The organism is Paucibacter sp. B2R-40 (genome assembly GCF_025717555.1).
Taxonomy (GTDB): domain Bacteria; phylum Pseudomonadota; class Gammaproteobacteria; order Burkholderiales; family Burkholderiaceae_C; genus Paucibacter_A.
The window spans coordinates 371,279-388,349 of the sequence record NZ_JAJIRP010000004.1 but is presented as its reverse complement, the minus strand read 5'-3'; the positions used below and the strand labels follow the sequence as shown (position 1 = coordinate 388,349).

General features: G+C 61.4%; 21 protein-coding genes. 14 read left to right on the top strand and 7 right to left on the bottom strand.

The window, feature by feature from the left end; genetic code table 11:
- Positions 1-40: 40 nt before the first annotated feature.
- The 12 genes from LNV09_RS10975 to LNV09_RS10920 all read left to right on the top strand — a co-directional run bounded on the left by LNV09_RS10975 (position 41) and on the right by LNV09_RS10920 (position 8,795).
- Positions 41-265, top strand: a complete 225-nt coding sequence (locus tag LNV09_RS10975; protein ID WP_318023287.1) for a CopG family transcriptional regulator — start codon at positions 41-43, stop codon at positions 263-265.
- Entirely contained in the window at positions 262-705 is a 444-nt protein-coding gene (locus LNV09_RS10970) for a PIN domain-containing protein (RefSeq protein WP_263557126.1), read from the top strand. Before LNV09_RS10975 ends, LNV09_RS10970 begins: the two co-directional genes overlap by 4 nt.
- A complete protein-coding gene (hisC, locus tag LNV09_RS10965; RefSeq protein WP_263557125.1) occupies positions 702-1,865 on the top strand; it encodes a histidinol-phosphate transaminase in 1,164 nt (387 codons plus the stop codon). The genes LNV09_RS10970 and hisC overlap by 4 nt, the downstream gene beginning before the upstream one ends.
- A complete protein-coding gene (gene hisB, locus LNV09_RS10960) occupies positions 1,862-2,461 on the top strand; it encodes an imidazoleglycerol-phosphate dehydratase HisB (protein ID WP_263557124.1) in 600 nt (199 codons plus the stop codon). Before hisC ends, hisB begins: the two co-directional genes overlap by 4 nt.
- 2 nt (positions 2,462-2,463) lie before the next feature.
- Positions 2,464-3,111: an imidazole glycerol phosphate synthase subunit HisH gene (hisH, locus tag LNV09_RS10955; protein ID WP_263557123.1), complete on the top strand. Its 648-nt coding sequence runs from the start codon at positions 2,464-2,466 to the stop codon at positions 3,109-3,111.
- Positions 3,112-3,133: 22 nt separating this feature from the next.
- Positions 3,134-3,877 (top strand): 1-(5-phosphoribosyl)-5-[(5-phosphoribosylamino)methylideneamino]imidazole-4-carboxamide isomerase, encoded by a 744-nt coding sequence (gene hisA, locus LNV09_RS10950; RefSeq protein WP_263533823.1) that lies wholly within the window; start codon positions 3,134-3,136, stop codon positions 3,875-3,877.
- 14 nt (positions 3,878-3,891) lie between these two features.
- Positions 3,892-4,671 carry an imidazole glycerol phosphate synthase subunit HisF gene (gene hisF, locus LNV09_RS10945; RefSeq protein WP_263557122.1) on the top strand — a complete coding sequence of 260 codons (780 nt, stop codon included), beginning with the start codon at positions 3,892-3,894 and terminating at the stop codon, positions 4,669-4,671.
- Positions 4,672-4,742: 71 nt separating this feature from the next.
- The gene (gene rsmD / locus LNV09_RS10940; RefSeq protein WP_263557185.1) at positions 4,743-5,291 is read left to right on the top strand and encodes a 16S rRNA (guanine(966)-N(2))-methyltransferase RsmD; all 549 of its coding nucleotides are present in this window, start codon (positions 4,743-4,745) and stop codon (positions 5,289-5,291) included.
- Positions 5,292-5,333: 42 nt separating this feature from the next.
- Positions 5,334-5,834: a pantetheine-phosphate adenylyltransferase gene (gene coaD / locus LNV09_RS10935; protein WP_263533826.1), complete on the top strand. Its 501-nt coding sequence runs from the start codon at positions 5,334-5,336 to the stop codon at positions 5,832-5,834.
- Between the two features lie 10 nt (positions 5,835-5,844).
- Positions 5,845-6,096, top strand: a complete 252-nt coding sequence (locus LNV09_RS10930) for a YfhL family 4Fe-4S dicluster ferredoxin (RefSeq protein WP_263557121.1) — start codon at positions 5,845-5,847, stop codon at positions 6,094-6,096.
- A gap of 121 nt (positions 6,097-6,217) precedes the next feature.
- Positions 6,218-8,098: a sensor histidine kinase gene (locus LNV09_RS10925; RefSeq protein WP_263557120.1), complete on the top strand. Its 1,881-nt coding sequence runs from the start codon at positions 6,218-6,220 to the stop codon at positions 8,096-8,098.
- Between the two features lie 238 nt (positions 8,099-8,336).
- Positions 8,337-8,795 carry a DoxX family protein gene (locus LNV09_RS10920; RefSeq protein WP_263557119.1) on the top strand — a complete coding sequence of 153 codons (459 nt, stop codon included), beginning with the start codon at positions 8,337-8,339 and terminating at the stop codon, positions 8,793-8,795.
- Positions 8,796-8,798: 3 nt separating this feature from the next.
- Here the strand turns inward: LNV09_RS10920 and kce are convergent, their stop codons facing one another.
- From kce to LNV09_RS10885, 7 genes are read right to left on the bottom strand one after another with little or no spacing between them, the layout of a single operon-like run.
- Positions 8,799-9,617: a 3-keto-5-aminohexanoate cleavage enzyme gene (gene kce, locus LNV09_RS10915; protein ID WP_263557118.1), complete on the bottom strand. Its 819-nt coding sequence runs from the start codon at positions 9,615-9,617 to the stop codon at positions 8,799-8,801.
- Positions 9,614-10,009, bottom strand: a complete 396-nt coding sequence (gene kal, locus LNV09_RS10910) for a 3-aminobutyryl-CoA ammonia lyase (protein ID WP_263557117.1) — start codon at positions 10,007-10,009, stop codon at positions 9,614-9,616. Before kal ends, kce begins: the two co-directional genes overlap by 4 nt.
- Positions 10,006-10,776, bottom strand: a complete 771-nt coding sequence (gene kamE / locus LNV09_RS10905) for a lysine 5,6-aminomutase subunit beta (protein WP_263557116.1) — start codon at positions 10,774-10,776, stop codon at positions 10,006-10,008. Before kamE ends, kal begins: the two co-directional genes overlap by 4 nt.
- 1 nt (position 10,777) lies before the next feature.
- Positions 10,778-12,328: a lysine 5,6-aminomutase subunit alpha gene (gene kamD / locus LNV09_RS10900; protein ID WP_263557115.1), complete on the bottom strand. Its 1,551-nt coding sequence runs from the start codon at positions 12,326-12,328 to the stop codon at positions 10,778-10,780.
- Positions 12,309-13,421 (bottom strand): lysine 5,6-aminomutase reactivase subunit KamB, encoded by a 1,113-nt coding sequence (kamB, locus tag LNV09_RS10895; protein ID WP_263557114.1) that lies wholly within the window; start codon positions 13,419-13,421, stop codon positions 12,309-12,311. The genes kamD and kamB overlap by 20 nt, the downstream gene beginning before the upstream one ends.
- Entirely contained in the window at positions 13,414-14,454 is a 1,041-nt protein-coding gene (gene kdd, locus LNV09_RS10890; RefSeq protein ID WP_263557113.1) for an L-erythro-3,5-diaminohexanoate dehydrogenase, read from the bottom strand. Before kdd ends, kamB begins: the two co-directional genes overlap by 8 nt.
- A 15-nt stretch (positions 14,455-14,469) precedes the next feature.
- Complete coding sequence (locus LNV09_RS10885; protein ID WP_263557112.1) at positions 14,470-15,684, bottom strand: KamA family radical SAM protein; 1,215 nt, start codon at positions 15,682-15,684, stop codon at positions 14,470-14,472.
- Between the two features lie 164 nt (positions 15,685-15,848).
- Here LNV09_RS10885 and LNV09_RS10880 point away from each other — a divergent pair, with 164 nt between their 5' ends.
- The gene (locus LNV09_RS10880; RefSeq protein ID WP_263557111.1) at positions 15,849-16,316 is read left to right on the top strand and encodes an Lrp/AsnC family transcriptional regulator; all 468 of its coding nucleotides are present in this window, start codon (positions 15,849-15,851) and stop codon (positions 16,314-16,316) included.
- Positions 16,317-16,435: 119 nt separating this feature from the next.
- On the top strand, positions 16,436-17,065 hold the full coding sequence (locus LNV09_RS10875; RefSeq protein WP_263557110.1) for a PEP-CTERM sorting domain-containing protein: 630 nt from the start codon (positions 16,436-16,438) through the stop codon (positions 17,063-17,065).
- Positions 17,066-17,071: the final 6 nt, after the last annotated feature.

Here is a 17,071-nt window from a genome sequence, read left to right as displayed (position 1 = left end):
CGAACTTCGTGTTGCACGAAGTTCGTGTAGACTCGAGTTCGTGAAAAACGTAACGGTCAGTATGGAAGACAGCGTCGCCGAATGGGCTCGCTTGGAGGCGGCCCGCCGCAATACCAGCGTCTCTCGCCTGGTCGGCGAGATGCTGGCCGAGAAGATGCGCCACGACGATGCCTATGAGCGAGCGCTGCAAGACTGGGTGCACCGCGAGCGCACCTGGGCCTCGGACGGCGCGGCCTACCCGCAGCGCAGCGAGTTGGCCAAATGACTGAACTGGTCTTTGTCGACACCTCGGTCTTGATCCTCAGCGAGGACGGTGCCGACCGTGGCGCCCGCGATCAAGCGATGAACTGGCTGCGCGAGCTCTGGCTGCGCCGCAGCGGCCGGCTCTCGACCCAGGTCTTGAACGATTTTTATGCCTCGGTCACCACGCGCATCCAGCCGCCCATGCCCAACGGCGATGCGCGCGCCGAAGTTCGCCGTTATCAGCGTTGGCAACCCTGGGCGATTGATCATGCGACGGTGGAGAGCGCCTGGTCGATCGAGAGCCGTTTTGGCCTGCTCTACGCCGACGCCTTGATCGTCGCCGCCGCCAAGGCGCAAGGCTGCACGCTGCTCTTGAGCCTGGAGCTGCCGCACGAGGCGGTGTTTGACAGCGTCACCGTGCTGAACCCCAAACTCATCGATGTGGATCGTCTCAAGCCATGAAGACTGCCCTGAACCAAGCGCTGGCCTGTATTCGCGAAGACGTGCGCGGCTCGCAGGCCTACCCGGTCGCGTCCAGCGCCGGCATGGTCAAACTCGACGTGATGGAGAACCCGTTTCGGCTATCCATCGAATTGCAAGCGGAATTGGGTGCGCGCCTGGGCGCCGTTGCGATCAACCGTTATCCGGCCGAAAGCACGGCCAAATTGGCGGCCGCGCTGGCGCTGCATGCCGGCATGCCGGCCGGCTGCGCGATCATGCTGGGCAATGGCTCCGACGAGTTGATCACCATGCTCAGCATGGCGGTCAGTCGGCCCGGCGCCAAGGTGCTGTCACCGCTGCCCAGCTTTGTGATGTACGAGCTGTCGGCGCGCTATCAGAACCTGCAGTTTGTCGGCGTGCCGCTGCGCGCTGATGATTTTGAACTTGATGGCCCGGCCATGCTGGCGGCGATTGCTGAGCATCAGCCGGCGCTGGTTTATCTGTCTTTCCCAAATAATCCGACCGGCAATCTCTGGGACTCTGCTGTGATCGAGCAGATCATCCAAGCGGCTCCCGGCTTGGTGGTGATGGACGAGGCTTATCAACCCTTTGCTTCCAGTGATTCGATGGCCTTGCTGGCACGTTACCCGCAAGTGCTGGTGATGCGCACGATGAGCAAGTTTGGCCTGGCCGGTGTGCGTATTGGTTACTTGATCGGGCAGGCGGCCTTGATTGCCGAGATCGACAAGCTGCGTCCGCCGTTCAATATCAGCGTGCTGAATGCTGAAGCCGGGCTGTTCGCGCTCGAGCATGCCGATGTCTACGCCGCCCAAGCCGCCGAGCTGCGGGCGCAGCGCGAGCGGGTCTACACGGCGCTGCAAGCGATGGCCGGTGTGCAGGCTTTTCCAAGCCAGGGCAATATGATTTTGGTCCGCGTGAGCGATGCGGCGCGCACCTTCGCTGGCATGAAGGCTTGCGGCGTGCTGATCAAGAACTCATCCACGGCGCATCCACTGCTGAACAATTGCCTGCGCATCACCATCGGCACGGCCGAAGAAAACCAGGCCATGCTGGCCGCACTCAAGGAAGCGCTGAGCCGCCCCGAGCTTCCTTGCTCCCCCCCGGGGGGGCGGGAGCCGGAAGGCGGCCTTGGGGGTCAACTAAAGGAATCATTGTCATGAGCGAAGTCCAACGCATTGCCGAGGTCAGCCGCAACACCAAAGAAACGCAAATCACCGTCCGCGTCAATCTGGACGGCAGCGGCGAGGCCAGGCTCAATACCGGTATCGGTTTCTTCGACCATATGCTGGACCAGATCGCCCGCCATGGCCTGATCGACTTGGACATTCAGGCGGTGGGTGATTTGCATATCGATGGCCACCACACGGTTGAAGACGTCGGCATCACCTTGGGCCTGGCTGTCGCGCAGGCGGTTGGCGATAAAAAAGGTTTGACCCGTTATGGCCACAGCTATGTACCGCTGGACGAGGCGCTGTCCCGCGTGGTGATCGATTTCTCCGGCCGGCCGGGCTTGGAGATGGATGTCAAATTCACGGCTGGGTCCATCGGTGCCTTCGATACGCAGCTGGCCTTCGAGTTTTTCCAGGGCTTTTCGAACCATGCGCTGGTGTCCCTGCATATCGACAATCTGAAGGGTCATAACGCCCACCACCAGTGCGAGACGATTTTTAAGGCCTTCGGTCGGGCGCTGCGGATGGCAATGACGCTAGATCCGCGCTCCATCGGCATGATTCCTTCCACCAAAGGAAGCCTCTAGTCATGGCAAGAACAGTCGCCGTCGTCGACTACGGCATGGGCAATCTGCGCTCGGTCTCGCAGGCGGTGCTGCATGTGGCTGCGGGCACCGGCCTGGAGGTCGTCATAACGGCCAATCCGGACGACGTCATGGCGGCCGAGCGGGTGGTGCTGCCGGGCCAGGGCGCGATGCAGGAATGCATGCGTGAGCTGCGTGAATCTGGCCTCCAAGAAGCGGTGCTGCACGCCGCCTCCAACAAGCCCTTGATGGGCGTCTGTGTAGGCATGCAAATGCTCTTGGACCATAGCGAAGAGCAGGACACGCCGGGCCTGGGCTTGATTCCTGGCCTTGTGAAGCGCTTTCAGTTGGAAGGGCAAGTGCAGGCCGATGGCAGCCGCTACAAAGTGCCGCAGATGGGCTGGAACCGGGTTCGCCAGACGCTGAAGCATCCTGTCTGGGGTGATGTGCCGGATGAGAGCTACTTCTATTTCGTCCACAGCTTTTATGCCCAGCCGTTAGAAGCGCGCCACAGTGTCGGTGAAACCGATTACGGCGCTCGCTTTACCTCGGCCATCGCCCGGGATAATATTTTTGCCACACAATTTCACCCCGAGAAGAGCGCCGCGCACGGCTTGGCGCTGTACCGGAATTTCCTTCTCTGGAAACCTTGATAACTTATAGCTTGCTCCCGTCATGTTGCTGATCCCCGCTATTGACCTGAAAGATGGTCGCTGTGTCCGCCTCAAGCAAGGCGATATGAATGACTCCACGACCTTCGGCGAGGACCCGGCCGCGATGGCCCGGCGCTGGATCGATGCGGGTGCGCGGCGCCTGCACTTGGTCGATCTGAACGGCGCCTTCGCCGGCAAGCCGGTCAATGAGGGCGCAATCAAGGCGATCCTGCGGGAAGTGAATGGCGAGATCCCTGTGCAACTGGGTGGCGGTATCCGCGACCTCGACACCATCGAGCGCTATCTGGACGCGGGCCTGAGCTACATCATCATCGGCACCGCTGCGGTGAAGAACCCAGGCTTTTTGCAAGACGCGGCGACGGCTTTTGGCGGCCACATCATCGTCGGCCTGGATGCCAAAGACGGCAAGGTCGCGACTGACGGTTGGAGCAAGCTGACCGGCCACGAGGTGATCGACCTGGCGCGCAAGTTCGAGGGCTACGGCATCGAAGGCGTGATCTACACCGACATCGGCCGTGACGGCATGCTCAGCGGCATCAATATCGAAGCGACGGTCAAGCTGGCTCAGGCGCTGACCATTCCCGTCATCGCCTCGGGCGGCCTGGCCAATTTGGCCGATATCGACGCGCTCTGTGCGGTCGAGGAAGAGGGCATTGAGGGCGTGATCTGCGGCCGTGCGATCTATACCGGCGATCTGGACTTTACGGCCGGCCAAGCGCGCGCTGACGAACTCGGCCTCGGCTGAGTCGGCCCTGTTCCATGCTGGCTAAACGCATCATTCCCTGCCTTGACGTGACCGGTGGTCGGGTCGTCAAGGGCATCAACTTCACCGAACTGCGTGACGCCGGCGATCCCGTAGAGATCGCCGCCCGCTACAACGAGCAGGGGGCCGATGAGCTGACCTTTTTGGACATCACCGCGACCAGCGACGGGCGCGATCTGATCCTGCACATCATCGAAGCGGTGGCCTCGCAGGTCTTCATCCCGCTGACGGTCGGTGGCGGCGTGCGCGAGGTCGCCGATGTGCGGCGCTTGCTGAATGCCGGCGCCGACAAGGTGTCGTTCAATTCGGCCGCAATCGCTAACCCGCAAGTCATACGGGATTCGTCCGAAAAATACGGCGCACAGTGCATCGTCGTCGCGATCGACGCCAAGCGTCGGCAAGGTGAAGACCTGGTTGCGCGCGGTCCCGGTTGGGATATCTACAGCCATGGCGGCCGCAAGAATGTCGGCCTGGACGCAGTGGCCTGGGCGCGCCAGATGGCCGAGTACGGTGCCGGCGAGATATTGCTGACCAGCATGGACCGCGACGGCACCCGCAGCGGTTTTGACTTGGAATTGACCCGCGCCGTCAGCGACGCGGTGGCGGTGGCGGTGATCGCCTCGGGCGGCGTCGGCTCGCTCGAAGACTTGGCCGACGGCGTGCAGATCGGCGGCGCCGATGCGGTCTTGGCCGCCAGCATTTTTCATTACGGCCACCACACCGTTGCCGAGGCCAAGGCCTTGATGGCGGCGCGCGGCATTCCGGTGCGCTTGTGAATCGGCCGCGTTCCAGCGCTGCGGCCAAGGCGATTTCGGCGCAAACACAAAAAGCTGCGGGCGCACCGCGCATGGGCGCCCGCGAGGTACGCATCATTGGCGGGCAGTGGAAACGCTCCAAACTGCCGGTGGCGGACAAGCCCGGCCTGCGCCCCACACCCGATCGCGTGCGCGAAACGCTGTTCAATTGGCTGGGCCAAGACCTGGACGGCTGGCGCGTGCTGGACGCCTTCGCCGGCAGCGGCGCTTTGGGCTTTGAGGCTGCCTCGCGCGGCGCCACCGAGGTCTTGCTGCTGGAGCGCGACGCGGAGTTGGCGCGCAGCCTGGGTGCCAGCAAACTCAGGTTGAAGGCCGACCATCTACGTGTTGAATGCAGCGATGCCTTGGGCTGGATGGGTCGCTGTGCGCCGGCCCGCTTCGAGCTGATCTTGCTCGACCCACCGTTCCAGCAAGAGCTGTTCTTGCCGGCTTTGCGGGCGGCGGCGCCCTTGTTGGTGCCGGGTGGTTTTGTCTATCTGGAGGCGCCCGACTTGATCGCGGCGCCGGCCGAGTTGGGCCTGGAGGCCTGGCGTTCCGGTAAAGCCGGCGCGGTGCAATTCCAGCTGCTGCGCAAGGTTTGAGTGACAAGGGATAATCGGGGCCACTGAATCCAGGAGCCTCGATTGACCTCTGTGACCCCTCTCACCGCCGTCTATCCCGGCACCTTCGACCCGATGACCTTGGGTCACGAAGATCTGATGCGCCGCGCCAGCCGTTTGTTTGAGCGCTTGATCATTGCAGTGGCGGCCGGGCACCATAAAAAGACCATGTTCTCCACCGAAGAGCGCTTGGAAATTGCACGTGAATTGGCGGCCAAATATCCCAATGTTGAGGTGCTGCCCTTCAATGGACTGTTGAGCAGTTTTGTGGCGAGCCAAGGCGGCAAGGTGCTGGTGCGTGGCCTGCGTGCCGCCAGCGATTTCGACTACGAGTTCCAGATGGCAGGCATGAATCGCCAACTGATGGCCGATGTGGAGACGGTGTTCATGCTGCCTTCAGACCAATATCAATTTATATCGAGCACCTTTGTGCGCGAGATTGCCAGCCTCGGCGGTGATGTTTCCAAGTTCGTGTCGGCCTCGGTGCTGCAGCGCTTGAAGAAGCGCTTGCAGGCGGAAAGTTGAAGGGGCTGATATGGCTTTGATGATCACTGATGAGTGCATTAACTGCGACGTCTGCGAGCCCGAATGCCCGAACGAGGCGATCTCGATGGGCGAGGAGTTCTACCAGATCGACCACAGCAAATGCACCGAATGCGTCGGCCATTTTGACGAGCCGCAATGCGTGCAGCTTTGCCCGGTAGCCTGTATCCCGGTCAACCCGGCCCATGTCGAAAGCAAAGAAACCTTGATGGGCAAGTATTTGCGATTGACCCAGCTGGCTTGAGCTTCAAGGCGACCGAAATGTGGGCGCCATGCTTTTAGGGCGATCCTGTTTTCTTCCGATCCAGCATGAAGTTAGGCATACTGGCCCAAAGGCATTTGGCCTTGTTGACCGTTAGCGAAACATGCCACTTGAATCGCCGCAGCTGGACCCGGACATCGCTTCAAATTCGACCGAGATGGTCGAGAGCGCGTCCGTTCTGGGCGCACAAGGCACCGAGATGCTACGCAATGTGCTTGTCTTGGTGTTTGGGCTGGGGCTTGCTTTCTCAGGGTTCTCTTGGTGGAACTATGGTTTTGGATTGAGCAGCCTTGCCGCATGTTCCTTGATCTTGCAAGCGCTGGTCGGGTATTGTTTGATGCGAAATGGACGGCAACGCTTGGCGGTGCAAGTCCTCATTTGGGGCTTGGTGGCGATAGGCCTGGGCTTGCCTTTTGCTGTTGCCGGTGTACGCACACCGGTCTTACTGGCCTTGCCCTCGATCTGTGTGGCGGCGGGCTGGTTGCTGGGCACCCGTGCGGCCGGACTGGTGGTGCTGGCAACCAGCGTGGTGGTCGGCGGCATGGTCGTCGCGGAAAATTTCGGCTACGTCCCACCCAACTTGGCCCGCAAGTCGGTGTCGCATGGCTTGGTGCTGGTCGGGTCTATGTTGATGGCCTTGCTGGTCACGCGGGCGGCGTTGCGCAGCTTTCAGGACAAGATTGACAGCATCACCTTGTTGACTCTGCAACAGCAGCAGCAACTGGAGGCCCTCAGACTCTCCGAGGAGCGTTTCGCGGCCCTGTTTCGGGCCAATCCAGTGCCATCCTCCACGGTCGATGCAACAGGCCGCAATCTGGCCGTGAACGACGCATGGGCTGCCTTGTTCGGCATCACAGCCACCGAGGCGCTCAACAAGAACGCCCAGGAGTTAGGTCTTTGGCATGATCCCGTCGAGCGCGAGGCGGTGATGGCCGAATTCGCAAGCAAGGGCTGCCTGGACGGTGTGCTGGTGCACTTCAAGACGGCCAACGGCGTGCGACCGCTGCTGCTCTATGTGGCCACGGTCGATTTCGCCGGCAGCCAACGCCTGGTTTGTTCGCTGCTAGATCAGACCGACCGCCTGGCTGCCGAGGCCGCCCAACGGGCTATCCACGAAGGCCTGGAGCAACGGGTGGCGGAGCGCACGATCGAGCTTTCCAACGCGCTTGATGCGGTCAAGTCGGCCCAAGAAGTGCTGGTTCAGTCCGAAAAACTCGCCTCCCTGGGCGCCATGGTGGCCGGAATTTCCCATGAGCTCAATACACCGATTGGCAATACGGTCACAGTCTCCAGTACGCTTCAACACCAGGTGCAGGAATTCAAAAACCTGGTTGACTCTGGTCTTTTGCGAAAGGCGGAATTGGCATCATTCGTAGCCGCCACGGGGGAAATGGCCGGGCTCATTTTGCGTTCGTCGCAAAGAGCCGCCGAGCTGATTGACAGCTTCAAGGAGGTGGCGGTGGACCGAGCCTCGGGGCGCCGCCGCGTGTTTGATTTGAAGGCCGTGGTGGCAGACATTGTGGGCTCAATGCAGCCCGCCTTGCGCAAGGCCAATGTTCCCATCAGCATTGCTGTGGACGTGGCTGAAGGTCTGATTTGCGATAGCTACCCTGGGCCGCTGGGGCAGGTCTTGAGCAACTTGGTGCAAAACGCGGCCAAACATGCATTTGGCGGCATGGCAGCGGGACACATTGCGATATCGGCCTCGCTACTAGACGGCCCAGGATCGGCTCAGATGCTCTTGCTCGTTAGCGATGACGGAGTCGGCATGAGCGAGCATGTCATGAAACATGCTTTTGATCCCTTTTTCACCACCCGCCTCGGCCAAGGGGGCTCGGGGCTGGGCCTGTCGGTTTCGCATCGCTTGGCCACAGGCAAGCTGAATGGCAAGCTGTCGGTGGAGTCCCGACTGGGTGAGGGCAGCGTCTTCACCTTGCGCTTTGCGCAGGTGGCGAGCGATGCCGAAGCGTCATCTAGCGCTTGATCGCCAGCATTGCCCTGGTCTGCAACCCGGTCAAACCGGCCCATCTGGAATGCAAAGAGAAGCTGATGCGGGGGCGGGCAAGTACATGCGCTTAACCAAAAAATAGCCTGAACCGCTGGCTTTGCTTTGGTGCCAATTGGACGCTAAAAAACCGTCGCTCATCGCAAAGGGACTGGTTGGCGCGACCTTGCGTCTTTAGCATGCGCTGGTCTTTGCTAACAAAACCTTGGCTACGAATATGAGTTTCTTGAACCGAATCATCTCGCCCGCACGCTTTGGGCCCGATCTGCTGCGGCTGGTCTTGTGCGCCATCGTCTTTGTCCACGGCATCTATCGTTATGACGAAGGCAGCCTGCCCATCATGGGCAAGCTGTTGGAACTCGGCGGCTTTCCCAAGGGTAGCGGCTACTTCCTGGCCTGCCTTGTGAACCTGGTAGAAACCTTTGGCGCGTTGTTTTTGGCGCTGCGCATCATGGTGTGGCCGCTGTGCGCGGCCTTCTCGGTGATTTACTTCATCGGCATCGTCATCTTCCATGCTCAAGCCGGCTTCTTTGTGGTCGGGCCGGGAACGGACGGCTGGGAATACAGCGCGCTGCTGATCACCTGCTTTGTGGTGGTGGCGTGGGACAACCGCAGCGACCGGTTCTGGCCGCTCGGCGAAGCCGGTTGGGTCAAACCCTCAACCCTCAACCCTTAACCCTTAGCGTTTGATCCCCAGCATGGCCCGGGCCTCGTCAGGCGTGGCCACCGGCCGGTCCAGCTGCTGCGCGATCAAGGCGATGCGCTCGACTAACTGCGCATTGCTGCGGGCCAGTTCGCCCTTGCGGAAGTAGATATTGTCCTCAAAGCCGACCCGCACATGGCCGCCCAGCACCATGGCCAAGGTGGCCAAGGGCAGTTGGGCTGCACCAATGCCGGCCACCGTCCAGCTGCTGTCTGGCGGTAACTGCGAGCGTAAATACATCAAGGCTTCTGGCGTGCCGGCCATGCCGCCGGGGATGCCCAGCACGAAGTCGAAGTGCAGCGGGCCCTGAACAATGCCTTTTTTGAGCCAGCGCAGCGTCGTCGTCAGCATGCCGCTGTCGAAGATTTCGAACTCGGGCTTGACGCCGTATTCAGTCATCGCGGCGGCAAACACTTCCATATCGGCCGGATGGTTCATGAACACATCGCCGCCGAAGTTGACCGTGCCCATCGACAGCGTCGCCATCTCCGGGCGCAGCGTCACCGGCGCCAGCCGCTCTTGCGGCGTCATGCCGACCGCGCCGCCGGTGGAGACCTGCACGATCACATTGCAGCGCTCGCGCGTTTTCTCGATGATCTGGCGGTAGATCTCTTTGTCCTGCGTCGAGCTGCCGTCGGCCAAGCGGCCATGCACATGGACGATAGCCGCGCCCTTGAGTGCGCACTCGGCCGCAGCGTCGGCGATCTCGTCCGGCGTGATCGGCAGCGCCGGCTGCTGCTCGCGTGTGACCTCGGCGCCGGTCAGCGCGGCGGTGATGATCAGCTTGCTATTCATTTTCTTTGGAAGCCGACCGGCACCACACAAGTGCCCGACGCGCGGCAGACCACGATGGGCTCGGCCAAGACATCGGCGGCCGAGACTTGGCCAGGGATGTTGGCGGCGCTGATCACCTTGCGGGCTTCGAACACCATCTTTCGCGAGGACTTGCCCATGGACACGATATGCCCGACGGCTTCGATAAAGTCTCCTGCAAACACCGGCGCCAAAAACTCAACCTTGTCATAGGCAACGAACAGACCTTCATCGCCATCGCTGCGGATCAGAAGCTCGGTGGCAACATCGCCGAACAGGCCCAACATGCGCGAGCCGTCGACCAGATCGCCGGCGTAATGCGCGTCGTGGGCGCTCATGCGAAGCCGAATCAAGCTCGTAATTTGCTCAGTCATGCTGCTTTCCTCTTGATCCATTCGTGAATCGCAAAAGACGCGACGTCTTCCGCATAGGTCTTGGTGCCGAAGCCGGCGTCGTAGCCCAGCTCCTTGGCCAACTCATGGCTGATGCGTGGGCCGCCGACGATCAAGATCACTTTGTCGCGCAGGCCTTCGGCTTCGAGCAAATCGGAAAGCTTGGTCAGATTGTCGAGGTGGATGTTCTTTTGCGTCACCACCTGCGAGACCAGGATCACATCGGCTTTTTCTTCGATCACGCGGCTGATCAGATCTTCTGAGTCGACCTGCGCGCCGAGGTTGATGGCGCGGATCTCGTGATAGCTCTCCAAACCCTTGTGGCCGTTGTAGCCCTTCATATTCATGATGGCGTCGATGCCGACGGTGTGCGCATCGGTCTCGATGCAGGCACCCACCACCACCATGCGGCGGCCCATTTTCTCGGCGATCAGCGCGTCGACGCCGGCCTTGTCCAGCACTTCGAACTCGGGCTTGGCGACTTTGAGCTTGCTCAGGTCTACCCGGTGCTTGCTCTGGCCATAAACGACGAAGAAGGAGAAGCCGCTGCCCATCGCCTCGGCATGCACGACGGCCGGCTCTTCCAGGCCCATCTGCAGCGCCAGCATCTTGGCGCCTTCTTTGGCGGTTTCGTCCAAGGGCACCGGCAGCGTGAAGGACAGCTGCACGCGGCCGTCGTCCAGCGTGTCGCCGTAGGGCTTGACCCATTGCTCGGGGATCTGGTCGTTGATCATGATTTGTTCAGACATCTCACAGCCCTCCCTTCAACATCAAAGCAGGGAAGGGGTTGAAGTAGTCGGCCGCTTTGGCGATCACACCGTCCAGGCCCTTGCCGCCGGTCGGTGTGCGCGAGATTTCGGCAAACGTCCCCTTGCTGATCGCAGCGGGCAAGCCCGTCTGCTCGATCTGCGCGAGGATGGCTTCGGTTTCGGCCAGCACTTCCTGCGCCCGCAGCTCGATCTTGCCGCCGCGCTTGAATTCGATCTCTGAATTCAGATCCTTCATGGTGCCGAACACATAACGCGCATTCTGTATGGCCAGGAAACGGTCCTGAATAAAGGGCGTGTGGATCGCCTCGGTCATCATGCCCAGCAGATGGATGTTCTGGTTCGTCAGCGTGCTGACCACATTGAACAAGGTGTCCTGCACATGGCCCTTGAAGATATTGCCGGTCATATGTTTGGTCGGCGGCATGTACTTCAGGCAGGCATCGGGGAAGACTTGACGCACCAGCTGCGCATGCGCGATCTCCCACAAAAAGCCGTTCTCCAACTCGGGGTGAATCTCGAACGCATGGCCCAAGCCCATCTGATCGGGCTGCAAGCCCGACAGGTAGGCGAACTGCTCGTTGATCAGCTGCGAAGCCAGGACCGTGTGTGCGGCCTCATAGGCATCGGCCGTGGTCAGGTAATTGTCTTCGCCGGTGTTGATGATGATGCCGGCGTAGGCATTGACCATGCGCGAGAAGAACTGGTCAATGAAGGTGCGCTTCATATTGATGTCGCGGAAGATGATGCCGTACATCGAGTCGTTCAACATCATGTCCAGCCGCTCCATCGCGCCCATGGCGGCGATCTCGGGCATGCACAGGCCGGAGCAGTAATTGGTCAGTCGGATGTAGCGGTTGAGCTTCTTGCCTACCGCGTCCAGCGCGGTGCGCATCAGGCGGAAGTTCTCCTGCGTCGCATACGTACCGCCGAAGCCTTCGGTGGTGGCGCCGTAAGGCACATAGTCCAAGAGGCTCTGGCCGGTGGAGCGGATCACCGCGATGATGTCGGCGCCCTGCTCGGCGGCGGCGCAGGCCTGCGTCACGTCTTCATAGATATTGCCGGTGGCAACGATCAGGTAGAGCCAGGGCGTGGGCGCTTCACCGCCATTACTCTTGATCTCGGCGGCACGGTAGTTGCGCTGGCCGGCGATCTGCTCGCAGCGGCTTTGCGCCTCGGCCTCGGCCTTGCAGCGAGCGGCCGCGCCGTCCTTAGGCGAAGTTAGCGTCAGCGTGCCGGCGGCTACCGCCTCGGCCACGCCTTGGGCGCTCAAACCCTGCTCCAACATCGCGCCTGCCACGATCCAGGCGGAACCATGCTGCAACAGGTTTTGCTCCTGCAAATGGCTGACCAGGCGGTTCGGCAGCGGCACATAGTTTTCGTCAACACCGTCCACGCCCAGCAAACGCAGCGTGGCGCGCTCCACCGTGGTGGTGGTGAACTGGCTCATCTCGTCGAACACATTGCGCGCAATGCGCCGCGCCGATTCGCGGGCGCGGTCTATTTGCGCGCTATCAAGTTGAAGTTGCGACATCGCGGTCGGCTCCTTGTTTTAGTTGTAGTTGTTGTTTCTTCTGTTCCGACAGCAGCACATCGCAGACGTCGTAGCCGGGCAAAGCCGCCTCGGCGTCGGCGAGGAACTCGGCGCCGTCGAAGCTGCCGCCCATCGGTGAGAAGGGGTTCAGCGTCAGGCCCAGGATGCGGATGCTGCGGTAGCCATAGAGGCTGCCGCCTTGCTTGCAAAAGGCCTGCACATCGAGCGCATCGACAAAGAGCTTGGTGCCGTCGGCCACGACGATGTTCAGGCCTGGCTTCATAGCCCCAAGGCTGGACATCGCGCGCCAGAGCTGGCGGCCCACCGCACCACTGACCGCGATCGTGCCCACGTCTTGTTCGGCGAAACCCATCAGCACTGAGGCCGCGTTCAGGCTGGCAATCTCGGCTTGGAACAGCGGCTTGCCGTCGCGCGCCCAGATCGCCACGCCGCCCTGGTTGAATAAGTCCTGCACGCGCGCACCCAGCTCGGCCGGCACGCGTGCGATGCCCAAAATCGCTAAGCGGTCACGAGTCTTGCGGATCACATCTTGAATGCCGCCGCCAATCGCAGCTCCTGTGGCCAGGATCACGCCATCGGCAATCGCCGGCGAGGCATGGTGGCTGCGGCCCAAGGCGCCATCCAAGACCACCAACTCGCAGCCGGCCTGGCGCAGGCGTTGAATGACTTTCAGTTGATCGCTGCTGCGCGAGGCGCCGGCGATCTCCATCTCGCCGTATTCCAGCGCCTTGACGATGACGATCTCGCCCATAGGCGAATCGATGCCGGTATTGCCCAGCAGCTTGAAACGCAGTTTGGAGCGTACCAAGGTGTCGCGCGCGGTGGCGACCAGGCTGCCGGGCCAGATCAGCACCGGCGGCTTTGGGAACAAAAAGACCTGATCGCGGTCCTCACCGTCGCGGCCAATCGAGGTCACGCCGACCGCTATCTGCGCGGCGTGGGCCTGCGCCAGCACATGGTTCAAGGCGACGGTCTTGCCGGTGTTCTTGGCCATGCCCATCACGGCCAGCGTCTCGATCCGGCTGTTCCTGATGCGTTGCCAGAGCGGCGACACGCTAGCAAATTTAGACATAAAGCTCTTCAAACAGCGTTCGCAGCCTAGGGCTCTCGCGCAGCAGCGCCAAGGCGAACTTGGCGTGGTCGCGCGCATAGCCATTGCCGACGATCATCTCGATGTCCTTGCCCACACCCTCGGCGCCCAGGGCGGCGGCGGTGAAGCTGGTGGCCATCGAGAAGAAGTAGATCTTGCCGCCATCGCGCGTGGCCAGGATGCTGGCCATCTCGGTGTTCTGAATATTGACGCAGTTGATCACCACATCGGCCATCCGGCCGCCGGTCACGCCGCTAACGGCTTCCATCAGCGCCACCGCGTCGGTCGCGTCGACTTGAAGGGCGTGGTCAACCCAGCCCAACTCGCGCATGCGTTCGCAGTCTTTGGCGAACGGCGACACGCCGATCACCATGCCGGCCGGGCCGACGCGCTTCTTGGCCTCGTACACGCACAGCGTGCCCGACTTGCCGCCGCCGCCGATCACGACCACGGTGTTGCCGGCCTGCACCAGCCGCGCGGTTTGCGCCGGCGCACCGGCCACGTCCAGAATCGCCAGTGCCACGTTTTCGGGGATGTCGGCCGGCAGCTTGGCGAACAGGCCGGTTTCAAACAACACGGCGCGGCCGCTGATCTCGATCTGATCCTTGTCCAGATGAATTTTCTTGACCGCATCGATGCGCAGCGGCGTCAGCGACAGCGACACCAGTGTGGCGATCTTGTCGCCCACCTCAAGGTCGATCCTGCCCGCCAACTTGGCGCCGATTTGCAGCACCGTGCCGATCAACATGCCGCCCGAGCCGGTCACCGGGTTGTGCATCTTGCCGCGCTCGGCGACGGTGCGCCGCACGATCGCCTCGACGCGGGCCACATCACCCGCGGCCTCTTTTTTGATTTGCGTGAAGCTGGCCGAATCGATGTTCAGCGCCGACACGTCGATGAGGATTTCGTTGTCGAAAATCTCCATAGCGTTGTCGATCTTCCAGGCGGGTTGCGGCAGCACGCCCTTGGGTTCGATGACACGGTGAATGCCGTAAGGCGAAGCAATCAAAGTCATATCGCAAATGCTCGCTCAGTTGCTACGGGTAGGCAGACTGTAGTTCTGACCCAGCCCGGGCATCTCGACCGTCTTGCCGGCGTAGTTGCGACATTTGATCGTGGTGCCGGTGCCGTCATCCAGCACTTCCTCTTTGACATAGCTCGGGATGATGGGCAGCTTGCCCAGGCCGCCCAGGCCGTCGACGATGAAGGTCGGCACTGCGGGGCCGCTGATCCAGCCACGCAGGCCTTCGTACAGTTCGATCATGCGGTGATGCGGCACGATGAAATGGTGCGCGCCCTCGACCATATCGGTCGAGTAGACGTAGTAAGGGCGCACGCCCATTTCGATCGACTGCATGAACAGCTCACGCATCACCTCGACGTCATCATTGACACCCTTCAGGCAGACCGTTTGCAGGCCCATCATGATGCCGGCCTTTTGGATCATCTTGACCCGCTCGCGCAGCAGCGGGGTGATTTCCTTGGGGTGGTTGATGTGAATATTGATCATCTGCACCCGGTGCTTTTCCAGCACCGCGCAGAGCTCAGGCGTGATGCGGGTGGGCAGCTGCACCACCATGCGCGAGCCCATGCGCAGGAAGCGCACATGCGGGGCGCGGCGGCGCAGCTCGCCGAGGATGTAGTCCAGGCGCTCGTCGGTGAAGGTCAGCGGGTCGCCGCCGGACAGCAGCACGTCCTGGATCAGCGGGTTGCCAGCGATGTAGTCGATCGAGGCTTCGATCTCGTCCTTGTGCACCGAGCCAGCCGGCTGCGAGACCATGCGCTTGCGGGTGCAAAAGCGGCACAGCGTCGCGCAGGTATTGGAGACCAGGAACAGCACGCGGCGCGGGTAGCGGTGCACGATGCTGGTGCCGGGAATGGTGTCGCCTTCTTCGCCGAGTTGGTCCAGCATGGTGGCGAAGCCGGGTATGGTTTGCTCGTGATGGCTAGGCAGGTATTGCAGGCGGATCGGGCAGGCCGGATCGCTCTTGTCCATCAGCTGCGCCATATATGGCGTCAAGGCCACGGCGAACTTGCTGTAGACCGTCTCGTCGACGTTCTCGACGCCGTCCAGAACGCCGTTCAGCTCCGAATGGTGCGTATAGCGACGGGCGAACTGCTTTTGCCAGGACTCGGCGCGCGGGTCATAGGCGTCCAACTCGGGGCGGGTGAGGAGCTTGCCGCTGGCGCTAGCGCTTGTGGTCGCGCTGGAAGGGGCTTTGATCTCGACGACTTTTTGCAACATGTGATGTCTCCTGGTGGTCCCCTGATTGCCCATGCGCGGCCTGAGGGTATTGCAGGAATTCTAGAAATCAGTTCGGCCGATGCCTACGCACAAAGTGACGTTGCGGGTGGGTATCCGTCGGTCATAATGACTGACACAAAGACAAAGTGACTGGTGGTCCGCAAGTGGCAACAGAATATTCGGGAGAACCCGTAGCGGGTCTGGACGAGCTGGACAGGCAGCTTTTGGAGTTGTTGCGTGTCAATGCGCGGCTGCCGGTCGTCAAGCTGGCCAAGGCCTTGGGCTGTGCCCGCAGCACGGTTCAGCTGCGTCTGAAAGCCTTGGAAGATGGCGGTCACATTACCGGTTACACCATCAGCGTCGCCCAAAGCCGGGCTCGGCCGGGCATCCGGGCCATGGTCTTGATCACGGTCGATTCCAAGCTGGAGCCCGAGGTGGCGCGCGAGCTGACGCGCCGGCATGAGATCCACAAGCTCTATGCAGTCAGCGGGCGTTTTGATTTATGCGCGATGCTGACGACCGAGTCGACCGAGGAGCTGGATACGCTCTTGGACCGAATTCGGGCGATCAAAGGCGTGGTCGACACAGTGTCGACGATATTGTTGAGCAATAAGTTGGACAGGCCGGAGTAGCACCCGACGCCAGATCACGTGACTCGTTGCTTTGACGTGCGCACCCCCGTATTCCCGGGATTGCCGGCGAACAGTCAGGCGTGAGATGCTGTCACTTGACCATTCACCAGGAGAATTTCATGCGCTACATCGCCGCAGCAGGTTTAGCTTTCTTTGCCTTGGCCGCCCAGGCAGACACGCTTGATTTCTCGGGTGCGATTTGTTCGGCAGCCGATGATGGTTCGGGCGCCTTTCAGTCTTGCAGCAACTTCAGCCCCATCAATCAGGCTTATGGCGACTCCGCTGGCGCCGATGTGAGCTACCAGGCCAGCCCGGGATCGGCAAACTCGATGTACTACTGGGCCGACTCCTACAGTGGCATGAACGATGTGGCCTTTGGCGACACCAACAATACGCCGACGATCCTGATCGTGCCGACCGCCGGCAATACGGTGACGCTTGCCGGCTTTGATCTTGGCTCCTGGCCAAATGCGGACCTGATTTCTCAGGTCACGGTGACTGATCTGGCCGGTGGCACGATCTTGCTCAATACCGGCGCGATAACGATATTCGGTGCTGCGCCTAGCCATTTCGCCATCAACGCAACTTCGAGCGCCGGCTTCTCAATCGCTTTCGGCCCGGAAGGCTACAACGTCGGCATCGACAATATCTCCTTCACCGCTGCAGCTGTGCCCGAGCCGGCTACGGTGGCACTGCTGCTTGCCGGCCTGGCGGCTGTTGGAGCCGCGACGCGCGCCCGCCGGACCTGAGCGCGC